Annotated in this window: 18 protein-coding genes; 2 read left to right on the top strand and 16 right to left on the bottom strand. The window is 43.2% G+C overall.

Annotation, left to right across the window (positions count from 1 at the left end; translation table 11 throughout):
- Positions 1–75: 75 nt before the first annotated feature.
- On the bottom strand, positions 76–552 hold the full coding sequence (locus tag ACTWQL_RS12635; protein ID WP_443142800.1) for an MBL fold metallo-hydrolase: 477 nt from the start codon (positions 550–552) through the stop codon (positions 76–78).
- A gap of 190 nt (positions 553–742) precedes the next feature.
- On the opposite strand from ACTWQL_RS12635, the gene ACTWQL_RS12630 reads away from it, so the two are divergent.
- Both ACTWQL_RS12630 and ACTWQL_RS12625 read left to right on the top strand, forming a co-directional pair.
- The gene (locus ACTWQL_RS12630) at positions 743–1,633 is read left to right on the top strand and encodes a LysR family transcriptional regulator (RefSeq protein WP_443142799.1); all 891 of its coding nucleotides are present in this window, start codon (positions 743–745) and stop codon (positions 1,631–1,633) included.
- 122 nt (positions 1,634–1,755) lie between these two features.
- Positions 1,756–1,959, top strand: coding sequence for a hypothetical protein (locus ACTWQL_RS12625; RefSeq protein WP_443142798.1), 204 nt, complete (start codon positions 1,756–1,758; stop codon positions 1,957–1,959).
- Positions 1,960–2,124: 165 nt separating this feature from the next.
- Here the strand turns inward: ACTWQL_RS12625 and ACTWQL_RS12620 are convergent, their stop codons facing one another.
- The 15 genes from ACTWQL_RS12620 to argB all read right to left on the bottom strand — a co-directional run bounded on the left by ACTWQL_RS12620 (position 2,125) and on the right by argB (position 16,031).
- Entirely contained in the window at positions 2,125–2,370 is a 246-nt protein-coding gene (locus ACTWQL_RS12620; protein ID WP_443142797.1) for a hypothetical protein, read from the bottom strand.
- Positions 2,371–2,484: 114 nt separating this feature from the next.
- Positions 2,485–2,628, bottom strand: coding sequence for a hypothetical protein (locus ACTWQL_RS12615; protein WP_443142796.1), 144 nt, complete (start codon positions 2,626–2,628; stop codon positions 2,485–2,487).
- A gap of 287 nt (positions 2,629–2,915) precedes the next feature.
- A complete protein-coding gene (locus ACTWQL_RS12610) occupies positions 2,916–3,980 on the bottom strand; it encodes an NAD(P)H-dependent flavin oxidoreductase (protein ID WP_443142795.1) in 1,065 nt (354 codons plus the stop codon).
- A gap of 28 nt (positions 3,981–4,008) precedes the next feature.
- Entirely contained in the window at positions 4,009–5,427 is a 1,419-nt protein-coding gene (locus tag ACTWQL_RS12605; RefSeq protein WP_443142794.1) for a hypothetical protein, read from the bottom strand.
- Between the two features lie 184 nt (positions 5,428–5,611).
- A complete protein-coding gene (locus ACTWQL_RS12600; protein WP_443142793.1) occupies positions 5,612–6,028 on the bottom strand; it encodes a hypothetical protein in 417 nt (138 codons plus the stop codon).
- Positions 6,029–6,344: 316 nt separating this feature from the next.
- Positions 6,345–6,782, bottom strand: a complete 438-nt coding sequence (locus tag ACTWQL_RS12595; RefSeq protein ID WP_443142792.1) for a hypothetical protein — start codon at positions 6,780–6,782, stop codon at positions 6,345–6,347.
- Positions 6,783–7,012: 230 nt separating this feature from the next.
- Entirely contained in the window at positions 7,013–7,339 is a 327-nt protein-coding gene (locus tag ACTWQL_RS12590; RefSeq protein WP_443142791.1) for a YnfA family protein, read from the bottom strand.
- A 630-nt stretch (positions 7,340–7,969) separates the two neighbouring features.
- Positions 7,970–9,022, bottom strand: a complete 1,053-nt coding sequence (locus tag ACTWQL_RS12585) for an ATP synthase beta subunit C-terminal domain-containing protein (protein ID WP_443142790.1) — start codon at positions 9,020–9,022, stop codon at positions 7,970–7,972.
- Positions 9,023–9,165: 143 nt separating this feature from the next.
- The gene (locus tag ACTWQL_RS12580; RefSeq protein WP_443142789.1) at positions 9,166–9,711 is read right to left on the bottom strand and encodes a DUF3231 family protein; all 546 of its coding nucleotides are present in this window, start codon (positions 9,709–9,711) and stop codon (positions 9,166–9,168) included.
- A gap of 54 nt (positions 9,712–9,765) precedes the next feature.
- The gene (locus ACTWQL_RS12575; protein ID WP_443142788.1) at positions 9,766–10,710 is read right to left on the bottom strand and encodes a nucleoside hydrolase; all 945 of its coding nucleotides are present in this window, start codon (positions 10,708–10,710) and stop codon (positions 9,766–9,768) included.
- A 121-nt stretch (positions 10,711–10,831) separates the two neighbouring features.
- Entirely contained in the window at positions 10,832–11,815 is a 984-nt protein-coding gene (gene argF / locus ACTWQL_RS12570; RefSeq protein WP_443142787.1) for an ornithine carbamoyltransferase, read from the bottom strand.
- A 564-nt stretch (positions 11,816–12,379) separates the two neighbouring features.
- Entirely contained in the window at positions 12,380–12,925 is a 546-nt protein-coding gene (locus tag ACTWQL_RS12565; RefSeq protein ID WP_443142786.1) for a DUF1697 domain-containing protein, read from the bottom strand.
- Positions 12,926–12,938: 13 nt separating this feature from the next.
- Positions 12,939–13,343: a bleomycin resistance protein gene (locus ACTWQL_RS12560; RefSeq protein WP_443142785.1), complete on the bottom strand. Its 405-nt coding sequence runs from the start codon at positions 13,341–13,343 to the stop codon at positions 12,939–12,941.
- Between the two features lie 704 nt (positions 13,344–14,047).
- Complete coding sequence (locus tag ACTWQL_RS12555) at positions 14,048–15,235, bottom strand: acetylornithine transaminase (RefSeq protein ID WP_443142784.1); 1,188 nt, start codon at positions 15,233–15,235, stop codon at positions 14,048–14,050.
- Complete coding sequence (gene argB / locus ACTWQL_RS12550; RefSeq protein WP_443142783.1) at positions 15,225–16,031, bottom strand: acetylglutamate kinase; 807 nt, start codon at positions 16,029–16,031, stop codon at positions 15,225–15,227. The genes ACTWQL_RS12555 and argB overlap by 11 nt, the downstream gene beginning before the upstream one ends.
- Between the last annotated feature and the right edge of the window lie 7 nt (positions 16,032–16,038).

Below are 16,038 nucleotides of genomic sequence, written 5' to 3'. Positions count from 1 at the left end.
TTTTACTTGAAGAGCCTTATTGAACTTCCTTTCAAAACCTAAGGTGGAAAGAACCTTCCCACTTAATTGGCGTCCTCAAGGCGAGCCTGAATAAGCTCCTGGAAGAATTTCAATATAGTCATCAAGATGGAGCAGCCTATTGAAGAGACTGTCATGCAAATCCTTTACACTCTCTTCCGCTACAGAAACGAGATCCGGACGGCCTACATCTCCGATCATCAGTGTATGACCGGTCAGAACAAACCATGGTTCTGGCCCTCTTGATCTATCAGTTACTAATAAACAAATATGTTCAGGAGTGTGTCCGGGTGTATGCATCACTTCAATAATGACATTGCCCAGGGAAATCACATCCCCATCTCCAACTTTTGTAAAGTTGTATTGAGCCGGGGTTTCTTCATACATGACGAGTTCCGCACCCGTTGCTTCTGCCAATTTTCTCGCACCTGAAATGTGATCAGCATGCACATGGGTATCGATTACATGCGTAATACCCAAACCTTCTTCTTTAGCCGTTTCAATATAAAAATCAATCTGATCGAGTGGATCCACCACTACACCTAATGATTGCCCGCCTCAACCAAACAAATAAGAAATAGCAACAGGTTCTTTGTGTAAGAATTGCCGAAGAATCATTTTCACCGCCTCCTTAATATCATCATAAGACAGAATGATGTATAATAAAAATGCATATTCATCATTGATTCTATACGATTTTATTATGGATCGGAGGCGAGTCACTTTGGATTTTCATCAGCTCAAAACGTTTTATACTGTTGCAAAACACAAGAACTTTACCCGTGCTTCAAAAGAGTTAGCAATTAGCCAACCTGCTGTTTCACGTCAAATTGAAAGCTTAGAGAAATATTTTGACCTCACACTTTTCCATAGGGTAGGTCGTCATATTGAATTGACAGATGCAGGGAAAACGTTGTATACAATGGGGGAACAAATTCTAGCGCTGGTGCAAAAAACAAGCGCTGTTTTGGATGGGATGAAAAATTTAGAATCTGGTTCTTTACAGGTGGGGGCAAGCACAACAATCGGGAACTATTTCATGGTCCCCGTTGTCATGAAGTTCATGGAAAGGTACCCGGGTATTCAATTAAATCTAGACATCAAATCAACAACAGAAATTCAACAACAAATCGAAAGGAACCTACTGGATATTGCAATTGTTCCAGAAATCCCTTCTTCGCAATCCTTAGTGAAAGAATCTTTTTTAAACGACGATATTGTATTGATCGCTCCAAAAAGTCATTCCTTGACGATGAAAAAGGATGTCACTTTGAAAGATGTATCAAATGAAAAACTGATCGTTCGCGGTGTAGGATCAAATACAAGAAAAACCATAGAAGAACATTTTAAGAAACATAACGTGGAACTCAATCCAGCTGTTGAATTGGGATCTACAGAAGCGATAAAGCAAGCTGTCATAGCAGGTGGAGGAATCAGTTTCCTGCCAAAAATAACAATCGAATCAGAATTGAAACTGAATGCAGTTGAAATTGTGGAAGGCAGAAACTTAATACTTTCACGAAAGTTCTTTATCGTACACCATAAGGACTCTTATCCTTCTCCTGCAGTAAAGGCATTTATCGATTTTCTTATAAAGAAAAATGATTTGGTTTAATTACGACGGTGCTTTTTAAAGTTCTGTTAAAGGCCTTTATGGGTTCTAAATCGAATTTGCGACACTCCACCTTATTATGGTGTATAATAGAGTGAATTCCATTTATTAGGAGGGGGTTGCATGTGGTTAAGTTCATGAGGTTTCTTTCCATTTTCATGCTTATAGGTTTTTCGATATCGTACTTTATTGAAAGATTTCCAGATTCATTTGCAGTTGCGTCCCCGATAATTGTTTATGCTGGAATCGTCTTTTTGATCCTTGCTGTCGGGTACCTGATCCTCCATTACTGCAAAAGAATCGTGAGACTTTGGAACAGTATGGATTAATTCCCAGATGCCATGTATATAGGAACATGTTTATCATTTCTGAAAGCCTTTATATTTTCATAGTCCTTATCTAAATCCACTTTAAATAACAACTGGTGATCTAGTGATTGATCGGAATAATCCTCGATACTTTTTTCTTCATAATAAATGTTCAGGGTATCTCCATCACCTTCCGCATGTCTCAAAATAGGAAGCTTTTTCACCCTGGACCACATTGCTGCCATTCAAAAACATATAGACAGCTTTCTTTTTATCAAAGTATACGTAAAGGCCATTTTGATCCTCTACGTGATCAATAAAACCCTGGACGCCTTTATGTACATTAACATCCTTCATTTCAGAATATGATAGTTCCTTATTGCATCCCGCCAACAAAAGCACAAGCGCAATTATTGAGATTGCCCTCTTCAAAATACCACCCCGGACCCTTTTACCATATTTTAGCACAATAAAATAAAAACCCATACTTGAATTTGGTACAGGTTCCGGTGGCCTCAACACTTCTTCAAGGACCAAGCTTAAAGTTCAAGAGTCCATATGGACCTCTACTAGCTGGCGCCAAAATTCAGGATCCAAATCCAGAATAAGATCATAAATTCCTTCCATCACTTCAATCAGTTGTGACACTTCCTCTTTCGTCAAGACATCTCGGTCGAGGTACAGTTTCAAACCTTCATAGGTGATACCGTAGCTTTCTTTATCGAAAAGGACAAGATCGATTTGTAGTCAAATTGCATGACAGAAGGTCATCCCAGCTAAAATAGACCATTCTTTGTATTGCTATGTGTTTTTTCTTCGTTTCTTCCATCTAAATCCCAAGTTTGTCTAGCAATTGAAACCTCCTCTAAAATTATTAATTATCTCTACAACCTGAGGCCAAAACGTTACAACTTTTGAATTTTCTCTACAACTTCTTGGAATTTATCTCTACAACTCAAGAATTATCTCTAAAACTTTTAAAATGACAAACTACTTGCTTGGTCCATGATTTCTTTGATGATCTCTTCTGCCGTCTGACCGTCTTTGATGAGTCGGTTCCCTTGTCCTGACCAGAGGGACATGTACTCAGGTTTGCCGTGTTGCTTGGCTGCCGCCCGGATTTCTTTCGTGAGAAGGTTCTGGATTGGATAGTTGAGGGGTTGGATTTTGTTGCTTTGTAAAAAGTCCATAAACTGGTTGCGGATGGCGCGAGCCGGTCTGCCGGAAAAAGCAGCCGTCAGTTCTGTACTTTCTTCGTCGGATTCGAGCAATGCTTTTTTATAAGCAGGATCGGTTCCGCTCTCGACCGCATTCAAGAATCGGGTTCCAAGCTGAATCCCTTCAGCTCCTAAAGCTCGTGCTGCCACAAGCCCTCTGCCATCCATGATACCTCCTGCTGCGATGACCGGGATCGAGACATGATCGACGACCTGGGGGATGAGCGCAAACGTTCCGATCGCAGCACCTTCCCCATTTTTCACATCAAACGTACCGCGGTGGCCGCCAGCTTCCCCACCTTGAGCCACAACCACATCAACCCCCGCCTTCTCTGACTGCATCGCTTCGTTCACAGTCGTCACCATCGTCACCATCTTCAACTCATGTTCATGCGCAAGCTGGATCTGTTCTTCCGTCGGTACTTCAAACGTAGTCGAAATGACGGGCACCTTCTCTTCTATTAAAATAGCAAACTGTTTTTCATAATAATCGGTGACCGCGTGCTTCTGTGTAGATGGGATGATGTCCAGGTCTTCATAGATGGGTAGAAGCTGCTGTTGGACAGAAGCTGTGCGATCGTCTTCTTGCTGCATTTCTACCTTGAAGAGGTTCACGGCAAAAGGACGATCCGTACGTGCTCGGATTTCCTTGATCGCATTCCGGGTTGCTTCCGGTGTCAAATAACCTGCGCCGAGCGTTCCTAGACCGCCAGCCTCCGAAACCGCAGCTACAAGCTCAGGCGTTGTGATGCCACCAGCCATACCAGCCTGGACTATCGGAAATTCGATTTCGAAAAGTGAACAAATTTCAGTTTTCAAATTCATTTGAATCCCTCCACTCAAATTTTTATGTTCAAATCAAGCCGGTTTCATGCAATAGGACCATATACGTAAGCAAAAGACCAAGAGATAATGCCCCATATCCAAGATTCCATTTTAACGAAATATTGACGACCTTCTCTTTCATTTCATGAGCTAAAAGATGGCTGACACCCGTCATAGGTGAGATTGATGTGGCGATTCCCCATGCACCAAGCAACAGTACGGCAAAATACATTGTTGAGAGATGGATCGCTGATGGCTCGAGACTCGTAACGTAGACAGTGATGAGCATGATTGGATGGAACCCGATCAGACTTGCGAAAATGACCGTCAGTATGATGAACAGCGAAATACTTACATAGCCGCCGTACATATGATTCAGCACACCAGCAATCCAATCACCGAAACCAGTTTGAGCAACAGCCCCGCTGAAAAAGCCTGCCACTAGGAATAAAAGGACTTCTTTTTTCAAAAGCGGTACAGTGACGGTAGCATAGCGAATTGCTTCCAGGACGAACCGTCTGAATCGTTTTTTTACTGTAAGCCAAAACATCGGAAAGAGAAACGATAGAAAAATGACGAGCGTGACCATCGACAGGCTGGTTACTTTCTCCAGTACAAGCAACGACACAATGATCAATACCAGGAAGCTAGCTAGTTCGATGAGTTTGCGTTTTTGAAGAGGTGCGGTTCCTTTTACCTCCTCTGCATTTTCGTTTCCTGTTGCAACTTCCTCTTTATCGGCAGTCTTGACATTCAATCGCCACTCGAGAAGGCTGCTTGCCAGGAAGGATAGAATGACGAATCCTAATAAAAATGGCACGCTGTTCGCCCACTCGATATGGAGATAGGTCGTTACGAGTGCCATCGCTGCAAAAAACGGCGACCAGATCAAAGCTGTCGCAAACCCCCGCATCAACGGTGTGGAAAGTCTGCGTGGAGATTTAACATAAGGGTTCGCTCCTCCTAATTGATAAAAGATCGATACCGATCCAACATTGAGAATGATCGCCATGAAATGGGTAAAAGACTGGGTCAAGAAAAAGAAAACATTAGGATTCTGCATATACCGTATGTAAACCTGTTTGAGAGCTTCCAGGTATTCCTTCGACTTGACCGGAACGCCTAGAAACGGAACGCTGATAAACAAAGCCACTAACGTATGGTTGATCGACACACTTTCAATCCATACATCAAATGTCGCTCCTTCATTCAATAAGAAAATCACACTCAAAACAATCAGGGCGAGGGTCAAATATTTGAAAACCCCTTTCGCTGATGGAAGCAAAAGGGTGATGACACATAAGAGATATATTCCTGTAAAAAGTTCGAGCCAGTCGTTGGCCATGAATTGGCTGGCAATGAACAGACCGATGATCGGCAAGATGAGCACGCCCACCAGAAATGTGCTCTCTCGAGATGCTGTCTCAGTATTACTTCCGTCAGACATGATTATTCCCCTCGATTCAACACTTGTTGTTGTACAAATGATATCATCTGAGGGAGGATATTTCATTCATCCTGATTTCTACTAACTTCATTCCAGCCAATCAGCCTTTCCACCCCTCCATAAAACAACAAAAAAGACCCACTAGGCTAAACTGCAGCAGGTCAGAGTCTTTACCAATTCTTTTTCATTCGAGACAGCTCGGAACATTCTCTTGAGACAAGATCCAAATCGCTTTATCTAAATCAGATACCTCTAGGTAGAGATTATCATTTTCACCGATGTAAATCGCATCAACATCTACTCGACAATATAAAGCCCCATAAATCGTATTGACTTGCCCGGGGATGCCAGAGGCTATATTGAGCACTTGAAGGATTCGTTTGATTTGGAATCGGACGCCAAAATGCCGGAGTGTGCTTTTGGTAACCAATAGATCACGAGTGCTTTCTCCATCTGAACGTCCGACCACTAACTTCACTAAATTACATTGATGTTCCGCAAATTGTTCATATCCGTTGATGTTAATGCCTTCTGTTGCTAGTTGATTTAAAATCTCACTTAACGTCCGTTGATCTGTCAGGAATGTAAATTGTGTTCTCACATTATAAGAAAATGCAGAATCACGTATTGTCAGCACGCCCTTTCTCAAATGAACAGTTCATACTATAGTAAATGCTGAATCAATAGGCATCGACAATGGACATACACCTATATTTTATAAATGTTTATCTACCATACGAAAATTTTACAGCTGTGTACCTGGATTTCACGCAATGAATCTTCCCAATGTACAGAAAAGAACTTTCCAAAAAGAAAAGTATCTGACGCCTCCAAAACAACATTTTTTATCAAGACCACGATTTTTCTCAAAATGTTGTTACGTTCGGAGAGACTCAGACACTTTAGGACAGCCCTTTCTAGCACCGTGGCAGAGGGGGTTTTGAAAGGATCCGGATTGCCTTATCAACATCAGAAACATCCACATACAACGTATTGTCCTCTCCAAGATATATTGCCTTCACTGTCACTTTGCACCATAACGCTCCATAAATGGCATTGTATTGACCAGCAACTCCGGGAATGATACTCAGCACCTGGATGACCTCATCAGTTTCAAAGTTTACCCCAAGTGACCGCAAGATACTTTTAACAATGCGAATATCCCAGCTGCTCTGTTCTTGAGTAATTCCGACAACCAACTTGACAAGGTTACAATGATTCTCCGCAAATTGAGCTTGTCCATTGATGTTGATCCCTTCTGAAGCAATTTCATTAAGAATTTGGCTTAACAGACAATCATCAGCCAAAAAAGTGAATTGTGTTTTTACAATATAAACAAAACCAGTTTGATTCATATTCACCACCAATTTTCTAGTAAATAGATTCTATTATAGTAGATGCTGAAATAGTAGATTTGGTGCAGGTATGGTTGTATTTCATCAAATTTCGGGTGCTATGAAAAAGTTGACTCTCTTCCATCATGCACATGAAAAAGAGGCTTATCCTATTTGGGATTTGCCTCCCGCAAATATGGAATATGTGAATTTGTATAATCGAACATTCCTGAAAACACCTCCTGAATCCATTAATTACGAGGTCCCCACAGCATTACGGAAACGCCGACGATACAAATGAATGCTCCTATCCAATCATAATAATCCGGGGTTTTTTTATCGATTCCCCATCCCCATAATACGGACAATACAATAAAAACGCCTCCATAAGCAGCATAAACCCTACCGAATGAGGGGAACGTTTGAAATGTGGCAATGACACCGTATAAAGCTAGGACAATTCCTCCTATTAAACCCCAATACCATGAATAACTTTCTCTTAAGGAGAGCCAAATAAGATATCCACCGCCAATCTCAGCAATTCCTGCTAATAAAAAAAGTAAAATGGCTACAGTCAACCTATACAACTCCTTTCTAATCGATTAATTCCATCTGGACTAATTTTGGCATAACATTCAGACCAGTTCAGCCAATCACATTTTAATCCTTTATCTAAAAAGTTGAGTATTGCTTCGATTTGATACTTTTATTCTTTTAATTCAACACGTTTTGTATTCGCCACCTGTTTCCACCTATCAAATGGCGCAGCTTGTTGATCAAAACCTTCCAAAAGAACAAGAATCTCTCGGTTACTAAAACCTGCTTCACGAATAACATCTTTGTCCGTTCACCCTCATTGGCTTAGGTAAAAACCAATGGATTCATAATACCGAATCGCCTCTTGAGTTAAAGCTTAATTTAAGTATTATACTTTTACAAATAACAGTAGGAATGTCGAGAAACAAATATTAGCAGGTTTAGGTGTATTAGATTCTGTGAAAAGGTTCTAGTAGCTTGCTCTAAATTGACTTTGAACAACTTTCATCTCGGTTTTTTCGCTGGAATGGTCGTATGAACCCCTCATACGGACATTTCTTCTGTTTTTTTACCTTGGAGTTGTCCTATGAACCAATTTGGTGTTATTCTTCGCGTTTTTTTTGCAAACAAAAAGAGCACTGAATCTATTCATCCAGCACTCTGTGGTTTAATTATAGGGATCCGATGTAGTCTAGGTGATCGATTTCTTTGGAGTCGGCGGATCCGTCTAAAATCTTCTGGACGTCAGCAAGGGTATCCTTCAAACTGACGTACTCGCCTTTCTTCCCGGTGAATGGTTCTGCTACATAAAACGGCTGTGTCAAATACGCCTCGAGGCGCTCTCCTCTTCTATATGTCAGCTTTTCAGCCTCAGGTACACTTTCGATGCCTCTTACATTGACGACAGCCCGAAGTTCACGATAGCGACGCAGTAATTTTTGTGCACGCTGCTGGATGTTCAAGTGGTTCTGATCCAGATGTGCCCCTTCAAGAACTGAAGATGTCGAGTAGATCGGGTTGATTGCCGGAAATTTATGACGAGTAGCGAGATCGATATCGAATTGCCACAGCGTTTCAAGCGGACCGTATGGCAGATCCTCATCCACCGCTTCGCCTTTCAAATCTAAAAGGAACGTGGTTACCTTCTGGACCCCAACATCCTGCAAACGCTCCTGCAGGTCATGGATTTCTCCCGTCAACACATGCGAACGGTCTGCCGTGAACATGATTTCCTTCTGGTTTCCGAAGCCAGCCATTTTTTCATACGCTTCATCCACAGTTTCTGCGACGACATCGAAATATTCAAGAATGTCATTCAGTTCTTTGTGGTCACCCTCTGGTTTTAAAAGAACGGTTGCATAGTCATTCTCCTTCAATCGATGCGTGAGTTCTGCTAGAATGACGAGCTGCCCCATCCCATGACGCGCGACGAGACCGATCGTCCCTCCTTTAGCAAGCGGTGCGAACAAATCCAATGTTTTGATACCTGTTTCGATCATATCGATCTTCTCCCCTCTGATAATCAATTCATCAAGGCTACATTCAGCCAGTGTTGCAAGAGCGACCAATGTGCGAACCTCTGAACGCCCTACCGGGATCTTCCCTGTACAAAGATTGGAAACTGTGGCAGGACGTAACCCGACGGATTTGGCTGCACTGGTCAAATTCGGAACTCTTTTGCGAAGTAACGCGACATTCAAGCGAATATTTTCTTGTGTTTCCAAATTTTACACCTCCTGTTACTTTTTATAGTATTCTATTTTACGCTCAAAAGCAACAATGAATTACGTTAAAACGTAATTATTTTTCTCCACACAAAAAAGACCCCGGAAAAGGGTCTTTTCTTCTATCCACTTATGTTACAGTTCTAATCTTCCCGTCCTGGAGGTGTATAGTATGGTGGAACTTTGACCCAGCCTCTTTTACGCATTAACATTTTCAGCTTGGATCCATAGAGCATTTTCTCACTTTGCAGCTCAATCCAAATCTTTTCTAAGTCCACACGAATGCACTGGGTCATATTTGTCGCACACATCACCACATTGGTTGCGACTTTAACACCTAATAAATTGGCAATTTCATTATCTGAAGATTTTGCCCCAAGGGGAATGGCATTAGGGTCTGATTCAGGTTTATGTGCATCGCCTCTCGATAAAGGAACCCCTTCCTCAAGCATGAATTTTTCGAGTCTTTTCATTTGAGATTCTCCGAGATCTTTCCCTTCTTTTACTATAAGACTCAATTCATCATCCGTCGTCGTGTTCAAACAAATTTCCAATGCAGGAATTTCTTCTGCTAACGCAGTGTAATATAACCAACATCCCATTGCTTCTCCTATATGTAGCGGCGTTTTGGGTTCATCATCCTTTGTTTGTTTCATGTAATCCACTATCGCTTCAAATATATTTGCCATACAGATACCTCCTTACCGTTAATATCTCTATTTTGAAAGGAGGTATGCATAAATTTATCCTCGTTTTTGGAATACGGAAATGACATCCTGTATGAACCTGGGGTAATCCATCTCCATAGCAATATTCATGAAATCATTTTTTCCAGGATCGATATTCGGGCGATCCCTTAAATCTGCCACGGTAATTCCTTTACCTAGGGCTGAATCGTTTATAACCTGTACATTTCGCTGGATATACCTGTACATCTGAGGGTTGACGATGGCCTGTATGGCGACCAGATCATGAAGCGGGGCTCCTCTCAACCTCGGCCGCTGCCTTTTATAAAATGTGTAGTAATAATTGAATGTGCTCTTCATGAAATCTCCGACTGGGTCATCTGGGTGAGCGAAGGAGTTGATGATGTCAGGTGTGAAAATTGCTTGATGGGTCACATTCAACGGAAAAAGCTTGATCGACAAGGGACTAGCATTGTTGAAGACAATACTGACAGACGAAGGATCAGCGAAAAAATTCGCTTCTGCATAAGGGGTCACATTACCTGGTACCAAGAATGCCCCGCCCATGATATAAAAATTCTGGACCAAGCTCAAAATTTCCGGATGAAGCAGGAATGCAACAGCTAAAGACGTCATTCTGCCGATATTCACAATCGTCACTGGCTCTTTCGATTTTGTCAACAAAATAAAGATATTGTTGAAGTTATACAATACCTCAGGCTGTTCTTCAGGCAAGACGGTACCGAAACCTTCGACCCCATGGACATATGGATAGAAAACCGGTTCATCCCCTAAAATCGGTCTGCTTGAGCCACTGATGATCGGGATATCCTCTTTCTCAAGTAACTTAAGTACGAATTGGGTATTACGTATCGTCCTGTCCCGAGCAACATTCCCATATCCCGCCACCACTCCAATCACGTTGATGTCCGGATGGCGTAACGCATATATCAAGGCGAATGTATCATCAATCCCTGAATCGGTGAAAAAGAGCACATTCATGGTGTCACTCCTTCATGCCAGGTTATTATTAAGGAGTTTATAAAAGAAGCATCCAGATTATGTCTTTTTCATAGTAAAAAGAGCGATCCATCAAATCGATGGATCACCCTATCACTGCCATTTAGTTTTCTTCCATCAACGCGAGCATGATCGCTTTTTGCGCATGTAGTCGGTTTTCCGCTTCATCAAATACAACGGAGTGCGGACCATCAAGGATTTCAGCTGTCACTTCTTCACCGCGATGTGCGGGCAAGCAGTGCATGAACATGAAATCGTCCTTCGCTTTTTCACAGAGCTTGCTGTTCACCTGATACGGTTTGAAAGCTTCGACGCGCGCTTCGAATTCATCCTCTTCCCCCATGCTTGCCCAAACATCTGTTACGACGACATCCGCGTCCTGGATTGCTTCATCCGCAGAGTTCGTAATGATAACGGAACTGCCATTCTGTTTTGCCACGAGCTTTGCATGATCGCGAATCATCTGATTGGGTTCGTATCCGAATGGACTTGCGACCGCGATGTCCATCCCTACTTTCGCTGCCCCTTCCAAAAGGGAATGCGTCATATTATTATTGCCATCACCGACATAGCACAGCTTCAACCCTTTCAGCCTTCCCTTATGCTCTAAAATCGTCATCAGATCCGCCATCACCTGTGTCGGATGATGCAAGTCCGTCAGCCCATTGATCACTGGGATATCGGCGTGCGCTGCAAATTCTTCAATTGTATTATGTGCAAAAGTCCGGATCATGACAGCATCGACATATCGGGATAAAACCTTCGCCGTATCGGCTACGCTCTCTCCACGTCCGAGCTGAGTGTCTTTTGTGTTCAAGTAAATGGGGTTCCCTCCAAGCTGGACGATTCCAACCTCAAACGAAACCCGCGTACGTGTCGACGCCTTATCGAAAATCATCCCCAGAACTTTTCCGTTCAAATGCTTATGTGTAACACCGAGCTTCTGTTCCTTCTTCAGCTTTATAGCCTGTTTCAGTAAGTACATGATTTCTGTGGAATGAAAATCGGATATCGTTAGAAAATCCTGACCTGTGAAATTTGAAGCAGTCAATCCTTTAGTGTGTAGTAGTTCAACGGCTTTAGCCAATTTGCATCTCTCCTCGACTCTTTTTCTCTTTCGAATTATTATACATACTTAATAATATTTATTCAATAGATATTATAAAAATACTTCAATTACCTTATTTTAGTGTATTAATTATGTATAATGATGTATATTTTTATGTTACAAAAAACAAAACTGACCGAAAACATCAACGTTCATCAATGTTTAGGTCAGCCTGTTTGGTTTCCATGATTTTTCTGATATCGTAACGGACATAAGAGACGTTATTTGTGAACAAAATACGGTGTTTCAGGATTTACCGGACACCAGAGACGTTATCTTCTAATAAAAGGGCTAAATTACTATGATTTTAACGAATTAAGGGCCCTGGTGTCCGCTATTTATTATCAATAGACGATTTTTTGTGAAAAAAGCTCTGTGGTATCCGTTAATGTTTTCACGAACTGTTCAAACAAATCCACCGCGATTTACTCATGGTATCAGATTGGTGCTTTGGCACGAGCGATCTTTTCCAAATTTGAGCCTACACCAACAGCTCCACTCAATAGAAAAAGCAGAACCCCATCGGTCTGCTTTCATCTCATCTTATTTAACCAAGGTTTTACTCATATCGGCGATTTTCAGTACGGAGTTCCAGTTGCGTGTTGTCGCATGTACTCCCAACTTTTTCTCGATAAGGGCATTGGAGAAGAGCGTTTTGTGGTATCCCTTTCGACAAAGGATGTAGACCGTATCCCGGACGATGCGGATCTCATCCACATCACTTTTACACGTCATGAGCTCTTCCACCACTTCGGGCGCAGGCTCTTTTACCAAAAAGGTTACGTATAGCTTTTCATTTTCGTTCAACGTCTCAACATCATATGGATTTTGTTCAATCGCCATCGCCCAATCTTCCTGTGCTTTGATTAGAACTGGCACCTCGAATCCTAATTCTTCTTTTAACCTCCGTTCAATCTGCACAGTATGCCCTTCTGACTCATCTGCTTCAAAAATGACATTCCCGCTTTGGATATAGGTTTTCACATTCCGGAAGCCGAGTGACGCAAAGATTTCCTTCAACTGATCCATCTTTACTTTTTTCTTTCCGCCAACATTTATTCCGCGCAACAGGGCAATATAAACTAGCATTCTCTTCCTCCTTTCAACGCACCAACCGCTCATAAAAGGTGATCAGATTGTTGTCTGGATCCACTACGGCAAATTCCCGGACTCCCCAAGGGCGATCTCCGAGCGGTGCATTCGGATGTAAAATCTCATGTTCTGCCAGGCGTTCGTGAAGTTCATCAACACCATCCATACCGATTCGGCAGCTCGCTGTCCCAGCAATGAACGACTCAGCGCCAGAAATGACCGGAGCCGGCCTGTCTACCATCCGCCACCGTTCATCATTCGCGAGCCAGAGGTGGATCTCGACCTCATCCCAGGTTAGCACTGCAAAACCATCCTCTTCATGAACAAGCGCAAACCCTAATGTGTCTCGATAAAACGCAATACTGCTCTTAAGATCCTTTACAGGCAAAGCAGGAATGGCTTCGAGCATCTTCATTTCGTAAACTCCTCCTAGTTCTTTATAATTAAACAATTCTGGTTGAAATGGATATGTCCTTTTAAAAAATGAAGAAATGTTCATCGGAGTCTTGAAGGTAAGAGGAAAGCTCGACCATACACAGACAAGCTGAAATCTATCAAATATTTCTATTAATCTAGCAAACGCACAAACACATTCTATCAATCTGCGTAAGATAGAGTATGAAAAGGGATCCTCCCCCTTTTCAAACGACTTTTTTGCGTCGAATAAAAGCAAAGCCTCCTCTCCTTTACCAGGGTTGATGCTGACCGCCATTGCATCAACCATAAAAAAACTCGGCAAAGCCAAGCCTTAGGCGTAGGCTGAACCATTAGTTGCACTTATACTGAAGAAAGTATTTTTATACTTTCTTCAAGTGTAAAATAGAAGCACCCCGAACGCCATGAGCACTCGGGGTGTTTTTATTTTTATTCACGATGAGTTACGGACATTAAACCTAGATATTCCTGCTAGACTGGTCATATGGAGCTTTAATACGGACAAACGAACCCTTCTTTACCCCTGGATTTGTCGTATGAGGATTCCATATAAAGAAAACTTGGCAAAGCTCAGCCTTTGGCGCAGGCTGAGCCTTAGTTGCGCTTATACTGAAGAAAGTATTTTTATACTTTCTTTAAGTATGATTAAACTCATTGAACAATGCGTTTCTCCTTATTGATTATTCAAGCTTCAGCAAAGACTTCTTTCATCACCTCGACGAAGGCATCGATTTCTTCCTTCGATGTGGTGAGTGGTGGCAGGATCCTCACTACATTCGGTCCCGCTACTAAAATCAGCACGCCTTTCGCTCGCGCTTTTTCCACAACAGAGATCGCCTTGCCGTTGATCTCGATCCCGAGCAGCAATCCTTTTCCACGCACTTCTTTTATATCCGCAAACGCACCCTTCATCTGCTCTAGCTGATTTTTCAAATAGTGACCAAGGATGAACGTTTCATTGATGACATCGCTCGAAACGAGATGGTTGACTGTCGCAAAGGCAGCCGATGATGCCAACGGATTCCCTCCGAATGTGCTGCCGTGCGTACCCGGTCCGAAGGCTTCCCCGACTTTTCCTTTCGCAATCACCGCACCGATCGGAAAACCAGAACCGAGTCCTTTTGCAACCGTAATCACATCTGGATCGATGCCGTACTGCTCATAAGCAAACAGCGTCCCGGTCCTACCCATTCCCGTCTGAATCTCATCAACCATCAACAGGATGCCGTTCGCCTTACAGATATCCTCAAGCTGCTGCATCCAGTCCGCGTCCGCCGGAATCACGCCGCCTTCACCCTGGACAAGCTCGACCAGCACCGCACACGTTTGATCGGATGGAAGCTGTGGCAGTGCATCGACATCGTTAAAAGGAAGATGCCGGAACCCCTGAAGCAACGGGCCGAAACCATCCTGGATCTTCGCCTGGCCGGTGGCAGAAAGCGTGGCCATCGTCCGCCCGTGGAACGATTGGTTAAAGGTCACAATCTCGCACGCTTCCTCTTCACCCTTCATCTCACGCGCATACTTCCTTGCCAGTTTGATCGCCGCCTCATTCGCCTCAGCACCGCTGTTACAGAAGAAAACCTGATCACCGCAGCTATGTTTCACCAACAGCTCAGCAACCGCCTCCTGCTCCGGAATATGATACAGGTTCGAACAGTGCCAGAGCTTCTCCAATTGAGCATCCACCCTTTCCTTGACAACATCGGGAACGTGACCCAAGTTGCATGTCGCAATGCCTGACGTGAAATCGAGATACTTGTTCCCTTCCTGGTCCCAAACGTGGCTTCCCTTCCCTTTTTCAAGCGTAATCGGAAACCGGTTGTATGTTTTCATGAGTGGCGAAATTTCTGTGAGTAGTTCAGTGGACATGTGCGACCTCCTCAGCTAGTGTGATTTTCGTTCCGATCTCTTTCCCAGTACAAAAATCGATCAGTGCATCTACGGCCATCCCGTTGATGATCGACACCTCAGGTACTCCGTGCTCAAGCGCATCGACCGCCGACTTCACTTTCGGGATCATTCCACCAGTGATCACCTCGGACTCCATCAGTTGTAAAATATCATCCTTCGTCACGGAATGGAGCACCTGCTTTTCGTCCGCTTCCTCTACATATATTCCTGGTATATCGCTGATCAGACAAAGCTTCGCACCAAGCGCTTTCGCCACTTCCGCAGCAGCGATGTCGCCATTGATGTTGTACCGCTGTCCCCTTTCATCAATCCCGAGCGGTGAGATGACAGGGATATACCCGTGGTCACCGAGCTGCGAAATCAGCTTCGTTTCAACATGAAAGATTTTACCGACGTATCCCAGGTCCACAACGCTTTCCAGCTTTTTCGCTTTCAAAAGGCCACCATCGATCCCGCTCAAACCATAAGCGGCACCACCGGCTTCAACCAGGTGCCGGACAATCTGTTTATTCACCGAACCGCTCAGCACCATTTCGACGACATCGAGCACTTCTTCGGTCGTCACACGCAGTCCGTTGACAAAGGTCGTTTCCGTGCCCATCTTTTTCAAAAGCGATGAAATGAGCGGGCCGCCGCCATGGACGATGACCGGCTTCACATCAAGCTCCTTCTGCAGATGGACGATATTTTTATAAAACGATTCGGGTAACGCTTCCAAAACACTTCCGCCACACTTGATGACAAGATAGTTCATCAGCTTC

The organism is Pseudalkalibacillus sp. R45, assembly GCF_052246725.1.
In the GTDB taxonomy this organism is placed as follows: domain Bacteria; phylum Bacillota; class Bacilli; order Bacillales; family Fictibacillaceae; genus Pseudalkalibacillus.
The sequence above is the reverse complement of the archived record's forward strand: the minus strand, read 5'-3'. Positions and strand labels throughout refer to the sequence as shown.